This is a genomic window from Pseudahrensia aquimaris (assembly GCF_042676045.1).
Taxonomy (GTDB): Bacteria; Pseudomonadota; Alphaproteobacteria; order Rhizobiales; family Rhizobiaceae; genus Pseudahrensia; species Pseudahrensia aquimaris.
The window spans coordinates 212861-229725 of record NZ_JBHTJV010000009.1; the positions used below are offsets into that span (position 1 = coordinate 212861).

At 56.8% G+C, this 16865-nt stretch carries 14 protein-coding genes; 4 read left to right on the plus strand and 10 right to left on the minus strand.

Going from position 1 to position 16865, the window contains the following annotated elements; translation table 11 throughout:
- Nucleotides 1-21: 21 nt before the first annotated feature.
- The 6 genes from ACFQ14_RS09850 to htpX all read right to left on the minus strand — a co-directional run bounded on the left by ACFQ14_RS09850 (nt 22) and on the right by htpX (nt 8685).
- Nucleotides 22-1845, minus strand: coding sequence for a heme biosynthesis protein HemY (locus ACFQ14_RS09850; protein ID WP_377212565.1), 1824 nt, complete (start codon nt 1843-1845; stop codon nt 22-24).
- A 59-nt stretch (nt 1846-1904) separates the two neighbouring features.
- Nucleotides 1905-3587, minus strand: coding sequence for a COG4223 family protein (locus tag ACFQ14_RS09855; RefSeq protein ID WP_377212566.1), 1683 nt, complete (start codon nt 3585-3587; stop codon nt 1905-1907).
- 98 nt (nt 3588-3685) lie between these two features.
- Nucleotides 3686-4372 (minus strand): uroporphyrinogen-III synthase, encoded by a 687-nt coding sequence (locus ACFQ14_RS09860; RefSeq protein ID WP_377212567.1) that lies wholly within the window; start codon nt 4370-4372, stop codon nt 3686-3688.
- Between the two features lie 11 nt (nt 4373-4383).
- The gene (locus ACFQ14_RS09865) at nt 4384-6144 is read right to left on the minus strand and encodes a heparinase II/III family protein (protein WP_377212944.1); all 1761 of its coding nucleotides are present in this window, start codon (nt 6142-6144) and stop codon (nt 4384-4386) included.
- Between the two features lie 115 nt (nt 6145-6259).
- On the minus strand, nt 6260-7693 hold the full coding sequence (locus ACFQ14_RS09870) for an RsmB/NOP family class I SAM-dependent RNA methyltransferase (RefSeq protein WP_377212568.1): 1434 nt from the start codon (nt 7691-7693) through the stop codon (nt 6260-6262).
- A complete protein-coding gene (gene htpX / locus ACFQ14_RS09875; protein ID WP_377212569.1) occupies nt 7690-8685 on the minus strand; it encodes a zinc metalloprotease HtpX in 996 nt (331 codons plus the stop codon). The genes ACFQ14_RS09870 and htpX overlap by 4 nt, the downstream gene beginning before the upstream one ends.
- Before the next feature lie 158 nt (nt 8686-8843).
- On the opposite strand from htpX, the gene ACFQ14_RS09880 reads away from it, so the two are divergent.
- The 3 genes from ACFQ14_RS09880 (at nt 8844) to ACFQ14_RS09890 (ending at nt 11886) form a co-directional block, all read left to right on the plus strand.
- Complete coding sequence (locus ACFQ14_RS09880; RefSeq protein WP_377212570.1) at nt 8844-9023, plus strand: DUF1674 domain-containing protein; 180 nt, start codon at nt 8844-8846, stop codon at nt 9021-9023.
- 54 nt (nt 9024-9077) lie between these two features.
- Complete coding sequence (locus ACFQ14_RS09885; protein ID WP_377212571.1) at nt 9078-10229, plus strand: M24 family metallopeptidase; 1152 nt, start codon at nt 9078-9080, stop codon at nt 10227-10229.
- A 466-nt stretch (nt 10230-10695) separates the two neighbouring features.
- Nucleotides 10696-11886 carry a winged helix-turn-helix domain-containing protein gene (locus tag ACFQ14_RS09890; RefSeq protein WP_377212572.1) on the plus strand — a complete coding sequence of 397 codons (1191 nt, stop codon included), beginning with the start codon at nt 10696-10698 and terminating at the stop codon, nt 11884-11886.
- Here the strand turns inward: ACFQ14_RS09890 and leuD are convergent.
- The 3 genes from leuD to ACFQ14_RS09905 form a co-directional block, all read right to left on the minus strand.
- Nucleotides 11883-12488 (minus strand): 3-isopropylmalate dehydratase small subunit, encoded by a 606-nt coding sequence (gene leuD / locus ACFQ14_RS09895; protein ID WP_377212573.1) that lies wholly within the window; start codon nt 12486-12488, stop codon nt 11883-11885. The genes ACFQ14_RS09890 and leuD overlap by 4 nt on opposite strands.
- A 106-nt stretch (nt 12489-12594) precedes the next feature.
- Nucleotides 12595-14364: a hypothetical protein gene (locus ACFQ14_RS09900; RefSeq protein ID WP_377212574.1), complete on the minus strand. Its 1770-nt coding sequence runs from the start codon at nt 14362-14364 to the stop codon at nt 12595-12597.
- A gap of 173 nt (nt 14365-14537) precedes the next feature.
- A complete protein-coding gene (locus tag ACFQ14_RS09905) occupies nt 14538-15569 on the minus strand; it encodes an aspartate-semialdehyde dehydrogenase (protein ID WP_377212575.1) in 1032 nt (343 codons plus the stop codon).
- A 148-nt stretch (nt 15570-15717) separates the two neighbouring features.
- Between ACFQ14_RS09905 and ACFQ14_RS09910 the strand changes: the two genes are divergently transcribed.
- Nucleotides 15718-16149: a hypothetical protein gene (locus ACFQ14_RS09910; RefSeq protein WP_377212576.1), complete on the plus strand. Its 432-nt coding sequence runs from the start codon at nt 15718-15720 to the stop codon at nt 16147-16149.
- Here ACFQ14_RS09910 and ACFQ14_RS09915 read toward each other — a convergent pair.
- Complete coding sequence (locus tag ACFQ14_RS09915; protein WP_377212577.1) at nt 16146-16808, minus strand: YggS family pyridoxal phosphate-dependent enzyme; 663 nt, start codon at nt 16806-16808, stop codon at nt 16146-16148. The two genes, ACFQ14_RS09910 and ACFQ14_RS09915, sit on opposite strands and share 4 nt — an antisense overlap.
- Nucleotides 16809-16865 lie beyond the last annotated feature (57 nt).

Genomic DNA, 16865 nt, shown 5'->3' on the forward strand with positions numbered 1-16865 from the left:
AGTCCAATCAAGCCCAGGCACTCAAAAGAAAAAGTTCTTTTTCTTCTTTTCGGGTACCCGCGGGCCGGGATCATCGGGACGGTGGTCAATCTGACCGTCCTGATCCTCGTCAAAATCGGTGTTCTTGAACGGTGACGCCGCTTCTTTCGCGTTTGCTGCTTTGGCGGTCCCACTATCAGCAGGAATTTCCCGGTCTACGATCTCATCAACCGCTTCCGGCTTGACGATAATTGGGGTCTCAGGCGCTTCGGCAGAAACTTCTTTTGCAGGCTCGTCTTCCAAAATCTCGGCGTCTTCGACGTCCGCTGAGCCATTGTCATCATCTAAGACAACTGTGTCCGTCCCGCTGTCGTCATCTTTACGGATATCCGCAGCAGCGCTGCCCTCCGGCGCGCCGGTCAACCCATAGACACCACCAGCCGCGGCCGTTGAGGCAACAGCTGCTTGTGCGATTTGGATTGTGGTCGGTTCGTCATCGTCATCCTCCTCACGGCGAGGAGACGCGCGGCGGCCTACCGGAATTTCGGAATAATCCAAAGCCCGGTCTACGCCACCGAAGTTCTCCACCGGCACTTTCCACTCGAACGCATCGAGCCGGCCCGAGACCGGCGACAGCGGAGCCCAATTCTTCGACACAATACCATCGGCGGTCCACGCCGGATCGCGCGGCGCGGAGACCGCCCGTGCCAGCCATTCGCGCACCCGTCCTTGATCGCCATGCTCCGCTTCATCGAGATCGGCCATCATCAGACAGGCCCGCTCGCATGGATCGTCGGCCAGCACTTTGGTCAACTGGCCTCGGGCCGTGTCGTACTCACTTGCATCAATAGCAGCAGCCGCAATAAGCAAGCGGCTTTCGGTATGACCATCCTGCTTTCGTGCCAGTTTCTCAGCCAACTTCAATCTTTCCGAAGCTGTCTCGCCAGAAGCAACCTCCAAATAAGCATCGGCAATATCTGGATGAGGCATTTTCTTCCAGGCGGTTTCCAGAACCTTGCGCGCCTTGCGCGGATCGCCCAACTGCTTGCACAAACGCGCCGCGGTCACCGCCGCTGGTGAAAGATCAGGTGCCAATTTGTGCGCCGCAAGCGCATGGGTGCGGGCCTTATCGGGGTCTTCGTCTTCAACCTGATTGGCCAGTGCCGTTAAGATGACAGCACGTTTGCGGGAATATTCCTCACGCTCCATCATGCCGGATGCGCGATTGGCATCGAGCGTTTTCAGCGCATCTGTCCAGTCGCCAAGATTACCCTGCAACCGCAAAAGACCGGCAGCAGCCCAAGGCGTCTCTGGCGAAACACCATAGGCCTCGCGGGCAAAATGGCCCGCAGCTTCCGCATTGCCCTCGCGCTCGGCCTCATCATAGAGCCCGCGAAGGCCCAGCAGCTTGGTCGAATCGTCTTCCAGCATGGTCTCGTATTTTTGTCGCGCCACATCGCGGTTGCCTTCCAGCAGCGCAGTTTGAGCGTCGAGCATTTTCACCATCGGTTCATCTTCGAGATATTTCGAGCTCTGCTTCACCAGCTGACGAGCCAGAGGCGCATTGCCCGCACCCGCAGCCACAAGACCCCGTGACAGCGCGGCGTATCCTTTGTCACGACGCCGACCAGCGCTCCAGCGACCATAAGTCTGCGGCGAGCGTAGCAATTCCGAAATCAACCACCACACAATCATGATTGCGCTCACGATCACCGCGAGGGCGATAACAGCCCGCAGCAAGGTGATCTCCACGATCATGCCAAGCCAAGGCCAGTTGACCGTTACGGAACCGGGCCTATCGGCAAGCCAAGCAAAGCCTATCGCTGCAGCAAAAAGGATGATCAGAAAAATAACGAGACGAAACATAAACTATCCGAGCGCTGGCAGAGACAAATAAGACACAAAAGTCTTCTGGAAACCGGCCATCAATTTGAGACGGTCGACGAAATGAAATTTTGAACCGTGGCAGAAAGCAGATTGTCCGCTGTGATCCGTGCTTGCAAGGCATCAAACCATGATTGAGACGCCGCTTTGCCAGCATCCGGTAACGCTTGCCAGGCTTCAGCAGCGAGCACTGCATCACCCTTGCGCAGTGCTGAATCAATGCGACTGACGATTGCGTCTGGCGTATCGCCCTCAACGCCATCGATTGGCTTTACCTTCACCAGCGATTTGGCACCCGACAGAAGACGATCCGTTAGGCTCATAGCCGACTTGTCGGTGGTTGCATTGATTATGTCTTCGCTCACAGTGCCGAAGCGGGTCGCGAGTTCATCAACGGTCGCAACGCCAGAGGACGCAAAAGGTTCCAAAGCCACATAAGACTCACCTTCACCGCTCGCAGTTTTCAGTGTTTCCAACGTCTGCGCAAATGGCTCGCCACGATCAACCTGACTTTTCAACTGTGCCGCAATCAGCGCAACAGCCGCTCTTTTGTCGGCTCCGTTGGAAACCTGCTCCTGAACCGTGCCAAGTGCCGCCTGCTGGCTTTCGACAGCGCCGGACAATTCGCCAACCTTGCTTTCAATCGCTGACAGGCTGTCATCCAAACCAGATTTCAGCCCTGCCAACTTCTCATCGACGGCCTCTGGTGTGACGAAGCTATCTGGCAATTTGTCCGTCTTGGCGCTGACAGCGCCAAGCGATGTTTCCAGCGCTCCGATTTGAGATTGAATGGTTGCAACAGTCGTGCCGAGTGCAACCACGGTAGCCGGATCAACGCTTTCCTGCTGCGGCGCTTGTTTCAATTGCGAAACGTCGTTTGCCAGACCATCGAGCTTTTCGGTCACAGCCGCGAGGGCTGAACCATCAACTGCGCTATCTCCCGCAGAAGCTGAAGCAACGGCGCTGCTTAGCTCAGCCAGCTTTGCTTGCGCTTCGCTGACATAGGTTTCCAGCGAGATGATGCGGTTTTCCGCATCAAGCAACTTGCCAGCAACGCCCGGATCCACCGGATTAACGCCCTGCTCCAGCCGCGCATCGATAGCAGCAGCCAATTGATCAGGATCCGCAACAACGGGGGCGCTCGAAACTTCTTCCAACTGGGTCTGCAGATTAGCGATTTGTGCAACCAGATCCGCACTCGTCTTTTGCAGCTCATCGGGAGTTACAAAAGTTTGCGTCTCGACAGCACCGAAATTCGGCAGATAGCCGGCCGCTTGCAAACCAGCGCCACCACCCAAAGCAAGAAGGCCACCAACGACACCTGCCGCAATACGGCCACCCGTGCCACCACCGGACTTTTCAGGTGTCGGCGGTGCAGTGGGCTTTGCAGGTGCAGCGGGTTTCTTGTCAGCCTGTTCCGCTGCCTTCGGTGCATCCACTGTTGGCTTTTCAGGTGCGGCCTCTTTCTTGTTTTCAGCAGCCAAATCCGCCTTCGGCTCCTTACCCGCATCACGACCGACACGGGGTGTAGAACGGCGGGAAGTCTCTTCGGCATTTTGCGCCTTAACGGTTTCGGCTTTTGTCTCGTCAGCCTTCTTCGCATCCGCTACAGGTGCTGATTTCGCGGCTTTGTTAGCTGCCTTTTTGCTGTCGGCTTCCAGGTCAATCGTCACCGGCTTTTTTGGTGTACGGCGACTGGCCGGGCGCTTGGGGGATTTGCTCATCTCAGGCGATCCATCGGAGTCAACATGACATAAGACACTGCATGTGCCTCTTCTAATTTCAAACTAACGCAGCGCTGCTTGCAGGGTCAAAGTATTTGTCAGCCGTCTTTCGTCGCAAGAAGGTCAAACAAGGCATCTTGGGTAGGTTTTGATGGAAACCGACACCTCGTTTGCAGCTCGTCGCCCAAAGCAGCAGCAACATCACCACTCAAAGCGAACAGGCTCACTTCGTCGGCCAGAGCGCCACCAACCAATCGCGCAAAGACACGGGCTGTGCGCGGGGAATAAAGCAGTGCGGCACCAATGGCGCCACTGGAAAGATCATCCTGGACTTTTTGATCAAGTTTATCCGCTTCCGTGGTCCGATAAACCACCCAATCCGCACACCTGATATCAGCTTGCCTTAGGGCAAGCCCCAAATCATGCGCCACACTCTCCGCCCGTGGATAGAGAATGTGAGTAAGTTTGGGCTTTATGGAGGTAATATGCGCCAAAACATCCAACGCGCTTCCATCAACACTATGGCAGTTTGTGAAGCCAGCCGTGCGAACACAAGCTGCCGTCGCAGAGCCCGTGACCACAATTAAAACCGATTGCGCCGCGCTCCAGACCTCAACAAACCGATGGGCTGCGTTCGCGCTGGTGAGAATCACGCAGTCAAAATCGCCATCCGGCATAGGGGTCTCAACTGGCTCGACCGCCAGCAACGGTGCAAGCGTTACCGTATGGCCAAGCTCCTCTAACAGACCAGCCGTTGCCTGAGCTGCTTCTGCAGGACGTGTCACCAAAACGTGCATTATTCAGCTGGTTCCGGTTGATCCAACGGCGCCAGTAGATCGGGTATTTCTTCACTTTGGCCCTTCGACCGGCTCACCGTTTTGCGCTGACGGCGTTCCATGCTCCACCGAATTTCGGCATGGCGGTTGGACAACGCCCGCACGACGATTTGCTCAGTTTTGCGCGGTCCATTCTCTTGAGCAAAATGAATGCTCTCTTCCAAGGCGATGGGCGCATCGACACAAGTGAATGTCCAGGCCTCTTTGTCCGGTGCTGCCAACAAAATTGAATGACCATTTGCGAGCCTGCTAGCGCTGATGGTTGGCGGCAGGTGAAAACGCAGCACAATCTCACTGCCGTCGCCAGACGGTGCACGCGGGTCAACCCGCTCGAAACGATCGGCTCCGTTCAACATCCGGCCATTGTCCGACAAATGCACAATCCGGCGGTGAACCAAACCGTGTGAGGCAACATAGCCGTCATGGCTCGCTTCAATCTCCGGCTTGCCTTCATTGGTGCGCCGTTCATGCGTAACTTTTTCAGGCCACGTCAAAATAGGCGATGGTAGCGCCTCTGCCAGTCGGGCATTTTTGGCAAAGCGTGCCGATGATTGAGCACCAATAACCGCTGTGGAATGCGCCGCTGTCATCCGCCAGAAGGGACCATAGCTCTTCTCATCAATCACCGGCTTTCCAGAATTGATGATAAACCGATTTTTGCCACTCGACATTTCAAACGACAAACATCCCGCCGCTGCATCAGCACTGGAGACACGGGACAGGGGAGCACCCGTATCCATAATCAAAACTGCGCCACCATTGCTGAGCCGCTCGTATCCGGTAAACGGTGCTGAATGTTGAATTTGGCTAACGGGCAAATGCGTTTCAACACTTGTGTTGTCTAGAAGCGAAACCAAAAGCTCTTGCGAAGGAACACCCGTGCCATTGAACTGCGCCAAGGTGCCATCGGAGTGGCGGAAAAAGCGCAAAGCGCCAATCATGCGGTCCACTGCACTGACCAGTGAAGACGCAGGCTCCCTGCCCGAACGGGCAAAAGCGTCCAACAACGGCCACATATCTGCCAGCAATTCCACCAGCACTGCGGGGTTGCGCGAAATATGACCGCCATCGGCTAAAATTTGGCGGCCGATTTCCCGTGACAGATCTTTCATGGCTGCGCGAAGGTTCTTCTCGCGGGCACCGAAACACAAAGCAACATAGGTAAGTGCAACAGCACATTTCAGACGGGTAACATCGACTGGCAGTGTCGATTGTAGGCTTTGCAACAACCGCATCTGCTGGACCATCGAGCGCCGCATGTCCGTATTTGCTATAGCACCGGCATCTTGCATCAAATGCGGCGCATGGCATGTCCATGAGATCAAGCGATCAGCAATAACGCCCGGCTCAAAGGCGCGAGGCTTGCGAACGCGCCCGCAAAGACGGGTCCAATCGGCAACAAAGGCCGACCCTTGCGCCTGTGCCAGTGCGGTCTCTGCCGCAACCAGATGTCGAAGCCACCGAAAGCCATGAAGCTCCCGCTCCCAATCTGGGTTCGGCGGGTTGGCGAGAAAAGGCGAATCCCCACTCAAATCCACAATCGCGCCGCCGAACGCATAACGACCACGGTAATAATCGCCCGCCATCTCAGGGTCAGCCGGACGCATATCGAGAGGAACACAGGATTGTCTCGGCAAGGGTGCGCTGGGCAAAGTCATGCCGGAATAGGGACTGGACTTAAACCGCAACCTGGCACGTCGCCAAGTCTCGCTGGCCAGCACAGGAAACAATTTTATTCGCTCCGCAAACTGCACTTTTTTCGCCCGATCAATGATTTCGAATCACAGTTTACAGGGAAACGGATAACTTCACACCGGGTACAAAAGGTGGACCGGGCTAGATCCGCTCAAAACGGGCTGCAAAAAATCCGTCCATGCCCTGATAAGCGCGCGGGTCAAGCGCTTCTCCATCACCAGCTTCAGGTGGTTCAACCTGATCGAGGTGACACGGCAGGGTGCGCACGGTGCCTTGACCGTTCACCAATTCCGCTCTTCCAAAAACATCATCAGCTGAGAATGGCTGCAATTTCAGCGATGGCATGTCTTTGATCAAAGCCGCCACAACATCTTCGCCCTCGGTGCGGTCGATGGAACAGTTTGAGAAAAGCAACTGCCCGCCCGGCTGTAAGAAATCCGCTGCGCGGCGCACCATTGCCGCCTGCAGTTCGGCCAGTGCTGCAACGTCTTCCTTGGATTTGGTCCACTGCACATCGGGATGCCGACGGATCGTGCCGGTGGACGAACAGGGAGCATCAAGCAGCACACAATCAAAGGGAAGCGCAGGCTGCCATTCCATCATATCGGCTTGAACCAGATCAGCACCCATGCCGAGGCGTTTCAAGTTGAGTGCCAACCGCTCCAGACGGTCATGGCTTTGCTCAACCGCGGTAACGTTCGCGCCAGCGGCGATCAATTGCGCCGTCTTGCCACCGGGCGCAGCGCAAAGATCAAGCACCCGCTTGCCCGCCACATTGCCCATGAGATGAACCGGCAGATGGGCGGCAAAATCCTGCACCCACCACGCGCCGTCTTCATAGCCTTCCCATTCGCTGATCGAGCCCTTTCGGCCCGTGCGGATGGAATTGCCTGCCAGCACCACGCCACCCAGTTTTTCCGCCCAATTCTCTGGGTTTTCCTTCACCGTGATATCGAGAACCGGTTCGATCATATGCATGAGGGCGGATTTTTCAGCCCGCTCCTGACCATAGCCTTTCTTAAGGCGCGACCACAGCCAGGGCGGCATATTTAGTTTGGCGCGCGCGCCCGCGTCCATGCGCGAGAACAACTTGCCACCCTCTCGCGCCATGCGGCGCAGAACGGCATTTCCGAGCGAAGAAAACCGCACGGAGCGTGGCTCTTGAGAGAGGCTGGTCACCGCCAGATCAACAGCCGCGCTTTCCGGCACGTCCATGAACAGAATTTGTGCCGCCGCCACGTGAAGCGTGTGGTGCAGATGACGCGCCTTTTTCGGCGGCTTGCGGTCCATCAGGCGGTCAAACGCATAGTCAATCTCGCCACGGTGACGAAGCGCCGTGGTAACGATCGCACGGACCAAACCTTGATCCTGCTCGCTCAAGTCGCGGTAGGCTTGAGGGCCGTGGCGGGTGTCGAGCAAGCCATCAAGGCCGCGCTTATCGTCGATCACTCTGGTCAAAACCTGTGCGGCAGCGACGCGAGCGGCAAGGCCCGGCTTATCTGGAGTGGCTACGCTTGCCCGTGGCTTGCAGCGTTGGTTGGAACGCTTTGCGTTGGATTTGGCAGAAGCGCTCACTGCCAAGGGCCGCGCTGATGGGAGGAAGGGTTGTCCCAAGGCCCATCGCTGGATGACGGCTGTTCCGGCTCACGCCGCTTGCCCGCATCGCGTCCAAAAATTTCGATTTCTGCCGTGCGGCCTTGCGTACCAACTTCCGCTGGTGGACGCGATGTCCACTCATCATGAAGTTTCTGCAGCGCCTGAATGCGATTTTCCGGGTCCGGATGCGTGGAGAACAGTGGATCTGCACGCTGACCGTTCAGTGGGTTGATGATGAACATATGCGCAGTGGCAGGGGCGTTTTCCGCTTGTTGATTAATCGTGCGCCCAGCCATCACAGAAATTTTCTCCAGCGCCGAGGCAAGCCAAAGAGGATTACCACAGATGATAGCGCCATCTTTATCGGCCTGATATTCCCGCGTTCGGCTGATCGCCATTTGCACGATACCAGCAGCCAGAGGTGCCAAGATCATCGCCGCCAGAACGCCGATGAACCCGAACGGATTGTCCCGTCCGCGAAAGAAGAAGGCGAAATTGGTGAGCATGGAGATGGCACCAGCGATTGTCGCTGTGATCGTCATGGTCAGCGTATCGCGGCTTTTGATATGGGCAAGCTCATGGGCCATCACAGCGGCGATTTCCTCACGGCTGAGGGCATCGAGCAGCCCGGTGCTGGCAGCCACGGCCGCGTTTTGCGGGTTGCGGCCCGTTGCAAAGGCATTGGGCTGTTGTGTGTTGATAATATAGACCTTGGGCATGGGCAGTTCAGCCCGCTCGGCCAATTGACGCACCATGGAAAACAGTTCAGGCGCGGAAGCCTCATCAACTTCCTCGGCACCGTGAATGCGCAGCACCATATTGCCCGAGTTCCACCAACCGAAAAGATTGGTCGCCGCAGCAAATACCAGCGCCAACAACATGCCGGTCTCGCCGCCGATCATATAGCCGACACCCATGAACAGCGCGGTCATAGCCGCCAGAAGCATCGAGGTTTTGACCAAATTGCCCATATGTCACCCTCCAACAGTGCGACGTTTGAAGTTCTTGAAAGCCTGCCGCGCTATAGGCACATAGACGGCACGCAAACATTTGCCGTTCAGATGGGTTGCGCAGCAAGGCGTGTCAACGCATGTGACACGCAGCAGGACAATAGAAAGCGCGAAATTCAATGGCCAAGCAGGCAAAAAAGCCCGATCCGGAAATCGCCAAACGCGCACTCGCCGAGGCCGAGGCCCGGCGCAAGGCACATGAGGCAGAGGCCGCACCCCGCGAAATCGATGGACGAAAAGGCCCCGACCCCGTCCGATACGGCGACTGGGAGAACAAAGGCATCGCCTCAGACTTCTGAAAGCAAACTACAAGAGGCAATGACACCTGCCCTTCAAAGCCGATCGGTGAAACTGTGACCAACACACATGAAACCCGCCTGACCGCATTGCGAGAGCGCCTCAAGGCCGCCGATATCGACATCGCACTTATCACCGACGACGACAGCATTTACTATCTCATCGGCTACTACGATTACCTCCACATGGAGTTTGGCCGCCCCACTATTTTGGTGGTCCCAAGAGATGGCGACAGCACGCTGATTACACCCAGTATTGACTACACGATAGCACAGGCGCAGGCGCAGGTGGGCCATATCAAACCGTGGAACGATGGTGTGGGCCAAGAGTGGCGCGAGCAGCTACCTGCGGCCACGAAAGGCGCGCAACGCGTTGGACTTGAGCCGGATCATATGCCACCCGTCGTGCGCGCTTATGTCGATAGTCTGATTGAGAACGTTAAAACGTCTGATGTGACAGCGATTCTATCCGACATGCGGATGATCAAGTCAGCGGAAGAATTGCAACTGGCCCGCCACGCTGGGGAAGTAGCGAGCGCCATGATGGCTGCAGGACGGGCAGCCATCGCAGATGGCGTCCCTGAGTTTGAAGTAGCGTTGGCCACCAGTGCAGCCGGAACCCGCAAGGCAGCGCAGTTGCTGAGCGATCATTATGACGATCGGGCGATGTCTCCCAACACCCACTTTCTGCAAATCATGGCATCTGGCGACACGATTACCAAAACCCACCAACGCGCCTCCACCCGTGTAATGCACCACGGTGAGCCGGTGTTTTTGTGTTTTTGCGGGATGACCAATTTCCATCGCTTCAAACTGGGTTTTGACCGCACTTTTTGGATAGGCGACGCGCCGCACGATCAGGCAAAGGTCTACGAAGTAGCACTTGCCAGCCAACAAGCGGCGTTGGCCGCCCTAAAGCCGGGCGTCACGGCCGAAAGCGTGCATGCTGCCTATGCACGAGTGATCGAGGCAGCTGGCTACGATTTCCCGTTTCGCTGCGGCCGCGCCACAGGTTTTAGTTTTCTCGAGAAGCCGCAATTGGTGACGGGCGACAAAACAGTTCTTCAACCAGGCATGGTGCTGGCTGTCGACGGCAGCGTGTCTACTGACACGTTCCGCGCTCAAGTTGGTGACAGCTTCATCATCACAGAAGATGGCTACGAGCAAATCACCCATCATCCAAAAACCGTGAACGAACTCATCATTTAGGTCCCCCGAAAAGGAAAGCCTCCGGTTGCGAAGAGCAACCCGGCGGCACGCCGCTCCCGCGAAGGCCGCACTCGTCCAAAGCGCGAGCGCCATGAGCGCAAAGAAAAGAGCCGCACCCGTGTTCCAGGTGCGGCTCTCGCATTCGTCGGGCCGGTCGGTCTCAGCTCATCGTGTTACGATTTACTGACACACCGACAATCTGTTTCAAGCGTTAAAACGCGGAGGCTGCTCCTGCGGTTTTTCCCTTGAACAAAGACCTGACCGTCCCTTTAAAAATGCTCGACATCAGATCACCTCCTTTCGTTTCGTTGAACACATGGCCCACACGGGCTACAACAGAGATTGGCAGCAAATGCGGCATTTGCAAGGGCTAATCCTCGCTATGGTTGTCGCAGGCTGAAATTCGCTGTTTGCCAAGGTTTGCGCGAGGTGTTCGCAGGCAAAACCCTGTGCCAGTGTTTCACCCATGAGCCTTCATCTGACCAACGCGCAGGCGCGCCATACAATCCTTCATTTGCAAGGGCTTACCCGTCCGCCGCACAGGGCGTTTCCGCCCGGTGGGCTGTATAAACTGATCCGGCAATTGGGCTTTGTGCAGATCGATTCCATCCAATGGGTCGAACGCGCCCAGCACATGACGCTGTTTGCCCGCAATCAAACCTATCGGCCCCGCGATCTGGCAAGGCTGATCGAAAAAGAGCAGCTTTTGTTCGAACACTGGACCCACGATTCGTCCATCATCCCAAGCGAATTCTACCCCTATTGGCGCCACCGCTTCGCCCGCGAGCGGGAGCGCCTCGATAAACGGTTTGAGAATTGGCAGGGCGGCGGTTTCCGCGATCATGTGGGCGCAATGATGGAGCGCATCGAGCGGGACGGACCGCTGATGTCGCGCGATCTGGAACGGGCTGAGAAGGGCCCGCAGGAAATGTGGCAATGGCACGATGGCAAAGCGGCCCTTGAGTATCTGTGGCACACCGGCGATCTGGGCATCACGGCGCGCAAAGGCTTTCAGAAGGTCTATGACAAAGCCCGGAACACCATTCCCGACGAACATTTCGAGCAACGCGTTTCCCACGACGCTTTTGTCGACTGGGCCTGCCGCGAGGCGCTGGAGCGGCTGGGCTTTGGCACACCGGGCGATATTGCCCGCTATTTCGACCTCATCAAACCGGCAGAGGCCAAGGCATGGATGGAGGACCAACTGGCCAGCGGCGCAAACAACACCTTGCAGGAAGTGTCGATCGGCTGTGCGAAGAAGGATGAAACAAGAGAAATGGTGGCGCGGGCCGATATCGGCTCAATAGTCGAGGACCTGCCGCCCCTACCCAAAAGAATGCGTGCGCTGTCGCCCTTTGATCCCGTCATCCGCGACCGCAAGCGGCTGGAATGGCTATTCGGCTTCTTCTACCGCATCGAGATTTACGTGCCCGCGCACAAACGCGTCTGGGGCTATTACGTCTTCCCGCTACTGGAAAACGACCGGCTGGTCGGCCGCATCGACATGTGCGCCAACAAAAAGGCAGACGCACTGCAGATCCGAAAGATCTGGTGGGAGGACGGTATCAAATTGTCCGATGCCAGACGGGCGAGGCTGGACGCCGAACTCATCCGCCAATCGCGGCTGAGCGGGGTGTCAAAGATTGAGTGGCTCTAGACCCAAGGACGCGATGCTTCCAGCTTCGATTCGTAGCTGTCGATGCTATCGGCTTTTTCCAGCGTCAGACCGATATCGTCGAGACCGTTCATCAGGCAGTGCTTTTTGAACGGGTCAATCTCGAAAGAAACCGAACCGCCATCCGGGCCGGTGATCGTCTGGCTTTCCAGATCAACCGTCAGAATAGCATTGGAACCGCGCGAGGCATCGTCCATCAGCTTGTCCAACTCATCTTCCGTCACCTGCACCGGCAGGATGCCGTTCTTGAAGCAGTTGTTGTAGAAAATGTCGGCAAAGCTGGTGGAAATCACGCAGCGTATGCCACGGTCGAGCAGCGCCCACGGCGCGTGCTCGCGCGATGAACCGCAGCCGAAATTGTCACCCGCCACCAGAATGGTCGCCTCGCGGTAAGCGGGCTTGTTCAAAACGAAATCAGGGTTTTCCGAGCCGTCCTCGTTCAACCGCATTTCCGCAAACAATCCTTCAGCGAGGCCCGTGCGCTTGATGGTTTTCAGATAGTCTTTCGGGATGATCATGTCGGTGTCGATGTTGATGATCGGCAAGGGCGCGGCGACGCCTGAAAGCTTGGTGAACTTTTCCATCTCGAAGTGTCCTGTTGTCGTGGCTGTGCCGCTTCACAGGGCGCTGCCAGCTTGTTCTTTGGCGCTCGTTTACACAATCGCGCCTCCAAGGCCAAGCACAAGCTGACTATCGGCGGATAATCCCGCCAATAGCAGAGGCGAAGAGCAGCGAGAGCAGCCAGCCAAGCGTGATCTGCAGCCATTCCCAAGCCCGCACCCAACCGCCCAGCGTGCCGGGTAGAAAGGAACCGAAGCCTTCATAACGACCCTCCGGCCACGTCACGACACGGGGCGACCAGTCGTTCTCCATCCGCAGATTAACAATGGGCAGCGCCACATCGGCGGAATAGACCAGCGCATTAAAGGTGGAATATTCCCCCGGTATCGCCGCCTCGCAGGCCGCGCGGATACTTTCTTCGGGATAAACCCAGTTCTTCGAACATTCGGCAGGGATGGAATTGCCCGCCTCTTTGTAGATCAGCGGATGGGTCGGCGTCATAACCCCGTTCAGCGCTGCATAATGATAGATGCCCGCACCCACCAACAAGACACCGATCAGATAAAGCACAGCCTTGCCGGGCCGGTAGCCATAATCAACCAAAGCGCCTTGGATGAAATTCCAGAACACGACCAACCAGCGCATGAAGCGCTCCCAAAGGCCGGAACCGTTTGGTTCGTAAAGACGGGTGAAGTTGCTCTGGCGGCGGCTTTGCTCAACACGAACGGATTTGGCCTCCAGTTCATAGCCCATATTGTCCAAGACACTGGCAAGCTGCGCATAGGGGTTTGGGCGGAAACGATCCGTGAGGTGATTTTCCGGCTGACGCTCCAAGAAGCTCTTCCAGTAGGCCGCGTTCGCGCCCTTTTCCAGCTGAGAGAAGCCTTTGTAAGTAAAGTTATCCAGCCGCACCTGATCGGGCTTTTCCCAAGAGGCCATATTGGTATTGAGCGTTTGGCAGGAGGCCGCTGAAAGGTTCAATTCACCATTGGCCTTGACGATCTCCTGCCAAAAGAATGTCCCGGCGATTTGCGCTCCGCGCAGGGTCAAACACGGCGCGCCTTTGAACAGTCCGCCAGAGCAAATCATGTCATTGGCGATCTTCGCGCCTTGAAAGGAAACCGGCCCACGAGCCTTAAAGCCCTCTCCCAGATCAATGGAGTTCTCGACCCGACACCTTTGCGCGTAGAGCGCCTTTTCCCGGTCAAGAAAGCGTCCATTGTTGGCAAACAGGCCATTGCCGATGATCGCTTTGCCAAATTCAACCGCACCCAAGGCGGAAAACCGATCACGAATGAAAACGGATCCCTCGACGGTGACGCTGTCACATACCAAAGACCGCGATTCGCGCGTGCGAAAGCGTCCGCCGCTGCACGAAAGGTTGCCCTTGATCACCGCGCCACGCAGATAGACCGTCTCTGTGGTGATGAAGCCATTTTTCAGGTGAAGGCTGCCATTGCACACCAAACGGTCAGCGTTGATGCCGTCCACCTGAGAGCCGGAAAACCCCAGCGCCGATGTCGTTGCATCACGCAGCAACACGCGGCCATTCACTGTGCAGGAGCGCAGCCAAAGATTCTCCGTGATCGTTGTACCCTCGAAATCCAGCCCCTCTGCGCCGCATTCGATGAAAGCACCGATCACTGTCAGACCTTTTTCGTGCAACGGGTTCTGAGCGTCACCGCCCAATGCGATAAAGCGCAGCAGTTCCGCTCGAACACGGTTTTCTTCTGAGGCTCTAGCAGGTCGTTTGTCACCCAACACACAGTCTATGCCGCGCGCGGCGCAATCGAGGATTTGGGTCTCAGCCGGATGGAACCTGCCCTCTTCCCCATCAAGCCAGAGGTCGGACAGAGTTCGGCCAAACGCTTTGCGCGTTTCTTGTTGTTTTTCAGCCAAACCGAATCCCCATAGCCAAGCGGTAAGGCAAGGCTATGGGGCTAAGGTTCGACTGGCAAGCGCGGCTGTTCCAGAGGCATTGTTCACGCCCAGATGGCAAAGAGCCGTCCGGCGCTCAACGCGGCGCCTGCGCAGACCGCACCCGTCCGCAGCGCCATTACCGTGAGCGCGAACTAAGCCGCTGCCCGTTCTTTCAGCAGACCACGATTCACCAACAGTTCTGCGATCTGAACCGTATTGAGCGCAGCGCCCTTGCGCAGGTTGTCGGAGACGACCCACATGTTGAGGCCGTTATCGATGGTCGAATCCTCGCGAATGCGTGAAATATACGTCGCGTCTTCGCCAGCCGCTTCGTAAGGCGTGATGTAGCCGCCGTCTTCGCGCTTATCGATCACCAGACAACCGGGCGCTTCGCGCAGAATTTCACGGGCCTCATCAGCCGAAATCGGGTTTGCAAACTCGATGTTCACCGCCTCCGAATGCGAGACAAACACCGGAACGCGAACGGTGGTTGCGGTGAGCTTGATTTTTGGATCGAGCATTTTCTTCGTCTCGACCATCATCTTCCACTCTTCCTTGGTGTCACCGGAATCCATGAAAGCGTCGATGTGGGGGATACAATTGAAAGCGATGCGCTTGGTGAACTTCTTGTTCTCCAGTGGGTCGGCCACAAATACGGCACGGGACTGTTCAAACAATTCGTCCATGCCCTCTTTGCCCGCGCCGGAAACCGACTGATAGGTGGAGACGACAACGCGTTTGATGATCGCATGGTCGTGCAGCGGCTTCAATGCAACCACAAGTTGCGCGGTGGAACAATTCGGGTTGGCGATGATGTTCTTTTTAGAAAAACCTTCAATCGCGTCCGCGTTCACTTCCGGCACGATCAGCGGCACATCGGGGTCGGTGCGCCATGCGGAGGAATTGTCGATGACAACACAGCCGGTCGCTGCAATCTTCGGTGCCCATTCCAGCGAAATCGACCCGCCAGCAGACATGATCGCAATATCGGTCTTAGAGAAATCGAAAGTGTCGAGGGCTTTCACCTTCAGCGTCTTGTCACCGAAAGAGACTTCCGTGCCCTGGCTGCGGCGCGAGGCGAGCGCGATAACTTCGTCTGCGGGAAATCCCCGGTCGGACAGAATGTCCAGCACTTCGCGCCCGACATTGCCCGTGGCGCCGACAACTGCAATTCTATAACCCATGATGTTTTAAGCTCCTCGCTCTCCCAAGGACACAATCGCTTGTTACCTCTCCTCCCGGAGAGCTGGGAGAAGCGGTTACAAGGTGGTCTTGGTTTTGACGGCCTTTGTAAGCATGATCGGCGTTTTAGGGATTGCCATGAGAAAGTCAATGAAACTTGTGAGCCTGTTGGCGCTATGGCTAATGGGTGCCGTCAGCGCAAACGCCGCCGCACTGAGCGAAAGCGCAATCCGCGCCCAGCTTTTCGGCCTCACCCTGTCAGGCGAATATTCCAGCGGCGCACCGTGGAGCGAAGTGTTCAGAGCCGACGGCACCACGGTCTATACCGACAGTCGCGGCGAAGCGCGGGGCACGATGGAATTTCAGGGCAACCAATTGTGTTTCAAATACACATCCGGTGCCGATATGTCGGGTGGATGTTTTGAAGTGTGGAAGCGTGGGCGCAATTGCTTCGATTTCTACGGCTCCAGCGAAACCGGCACGGAAGCCAGCTATACCCAGAAGGTTCGCGGTCTTGGCTGGGACGCGCGCGGATGGAGCGAAGGCACGGCCAAGGATTGCGTGGCCGACCTGATCTCCTAGCCCCGCGCTCCGAAAATCGCGCTACCAACGCGCACGTGCGTTGCGCCGAATTCGATGGCCGTCTCAAAGTCGCCGGACATGCCCATGGACAATTTCTCAACGCCAGCCTCCCGCGCCAGCTTGCGCAGCAAGGCGAAATGCGGGCCGGGGTTTTCATCAAACGGCGGAATGCACATGAGGCCTTCAATGGCCAAGCCGTGAACCTCTTGGCAGCGTTTGACGAAATCGACGGCCTCTTTGGGCGCAATGCCTGCTTTTTGCGGCTCTTCGCCCGTGTTCACCTGCACGAACAAAAGCGGGTGTTTGCCCTGAGCTTCCATTTCTTTCGCCAGCGCCTTGGCGATTTTTTCCCGGTCAACAGTGTGAATCACATCAAACAGCGCAACCGCCTCTTTCGACTTGTTGGATTGCAGTGGCCCAATCAGATGCAATTCAATACCATCGTATTCATCACGCAGCTGAGGCCACTTGCCCTGCGCTTCCTGCACCCGGTTTTCGCCAAAAACCCGATGGCTAGCCTCCAGAACAGGCTTGATCGCCTCGCCATCGTAGGTCTTGGAAACGGCAATCAACTGCGCGTCTTTGGATTTGCGCCCGGCAGCTTTGGCCGCGGCCTCCATCTGGCTTAACACCTGCGCAAGATTGTCAGCAGCACTCATGAAAATTTCCCGTTCTGGCAAATGTTGACGTCAGCGCCTTTTTCGGGCCAAACCGCC

Coding starts and splice junctions, on each gene's coding strand:
- ACFQ14_RS09850 (WP_377212565.1), bottom strand. CDS start 1,845: ATGTTTCGTCTCGTTATTTTTCTGATCATCCTTTTTGCTGCAGCGATA.
- ACFQ14_RS09855 (WP_377212566.1), bottom strand. CDS start 3,587: ATGAGCAAATCCCCCAAGCGCCCGGCCAGTCGCCGTACACCAAAAAAG.
- htpX (WP_377212569.1), bottom strand. CDS start 8,685: ATGGGCAATTTGGTCAAAACCTCGATGCTTCTGGCGGCTATGACCGCG.
- ACFQ14_RS09880 (WP_377212570.1), top strand. CDS start 8,844: ATGGCCAAGCAGGCAAAAAAGCCCGATCCGGAAATCGCCAAACGCGCA.
- ACFQ14_RS09890 (WP_377212572.1), top strand. CDS start 10,696: ATGAGCCTTCATCTGACCAACGCGCAGGCGCGCCATACAATCCTTCAT.
- leuD (WP_377212573.1), bottom strand. CDS start 12,488: ATGGAAAAGTTCACCAAGCTTTCAGGCGTCGCCGCGCCCTTGCCGATC.
- ACFQ14_RS09905 (WP_377212575.1), bottom strand. CDS start 15,569: ATGGGTTATAGAATTGCAGTTGTCGGCGCCACGGGCAATGTCGGGCGC.
- ACFQ14_RS09910 (WP_377212576.1), top strand. CDS start 15,718: ATGAAACTTGTGAGCCTGTTGGCGCTATGGCTAATGGGTGCCGTCAGC.
- ACFQ14_RS09915 (WP_377212577.1), bottom strand. CDS start 16,808: ATGAGTGCTGCTGACAATCTTGCGCAGGTGTTAAGCCAGATGGAGGCC.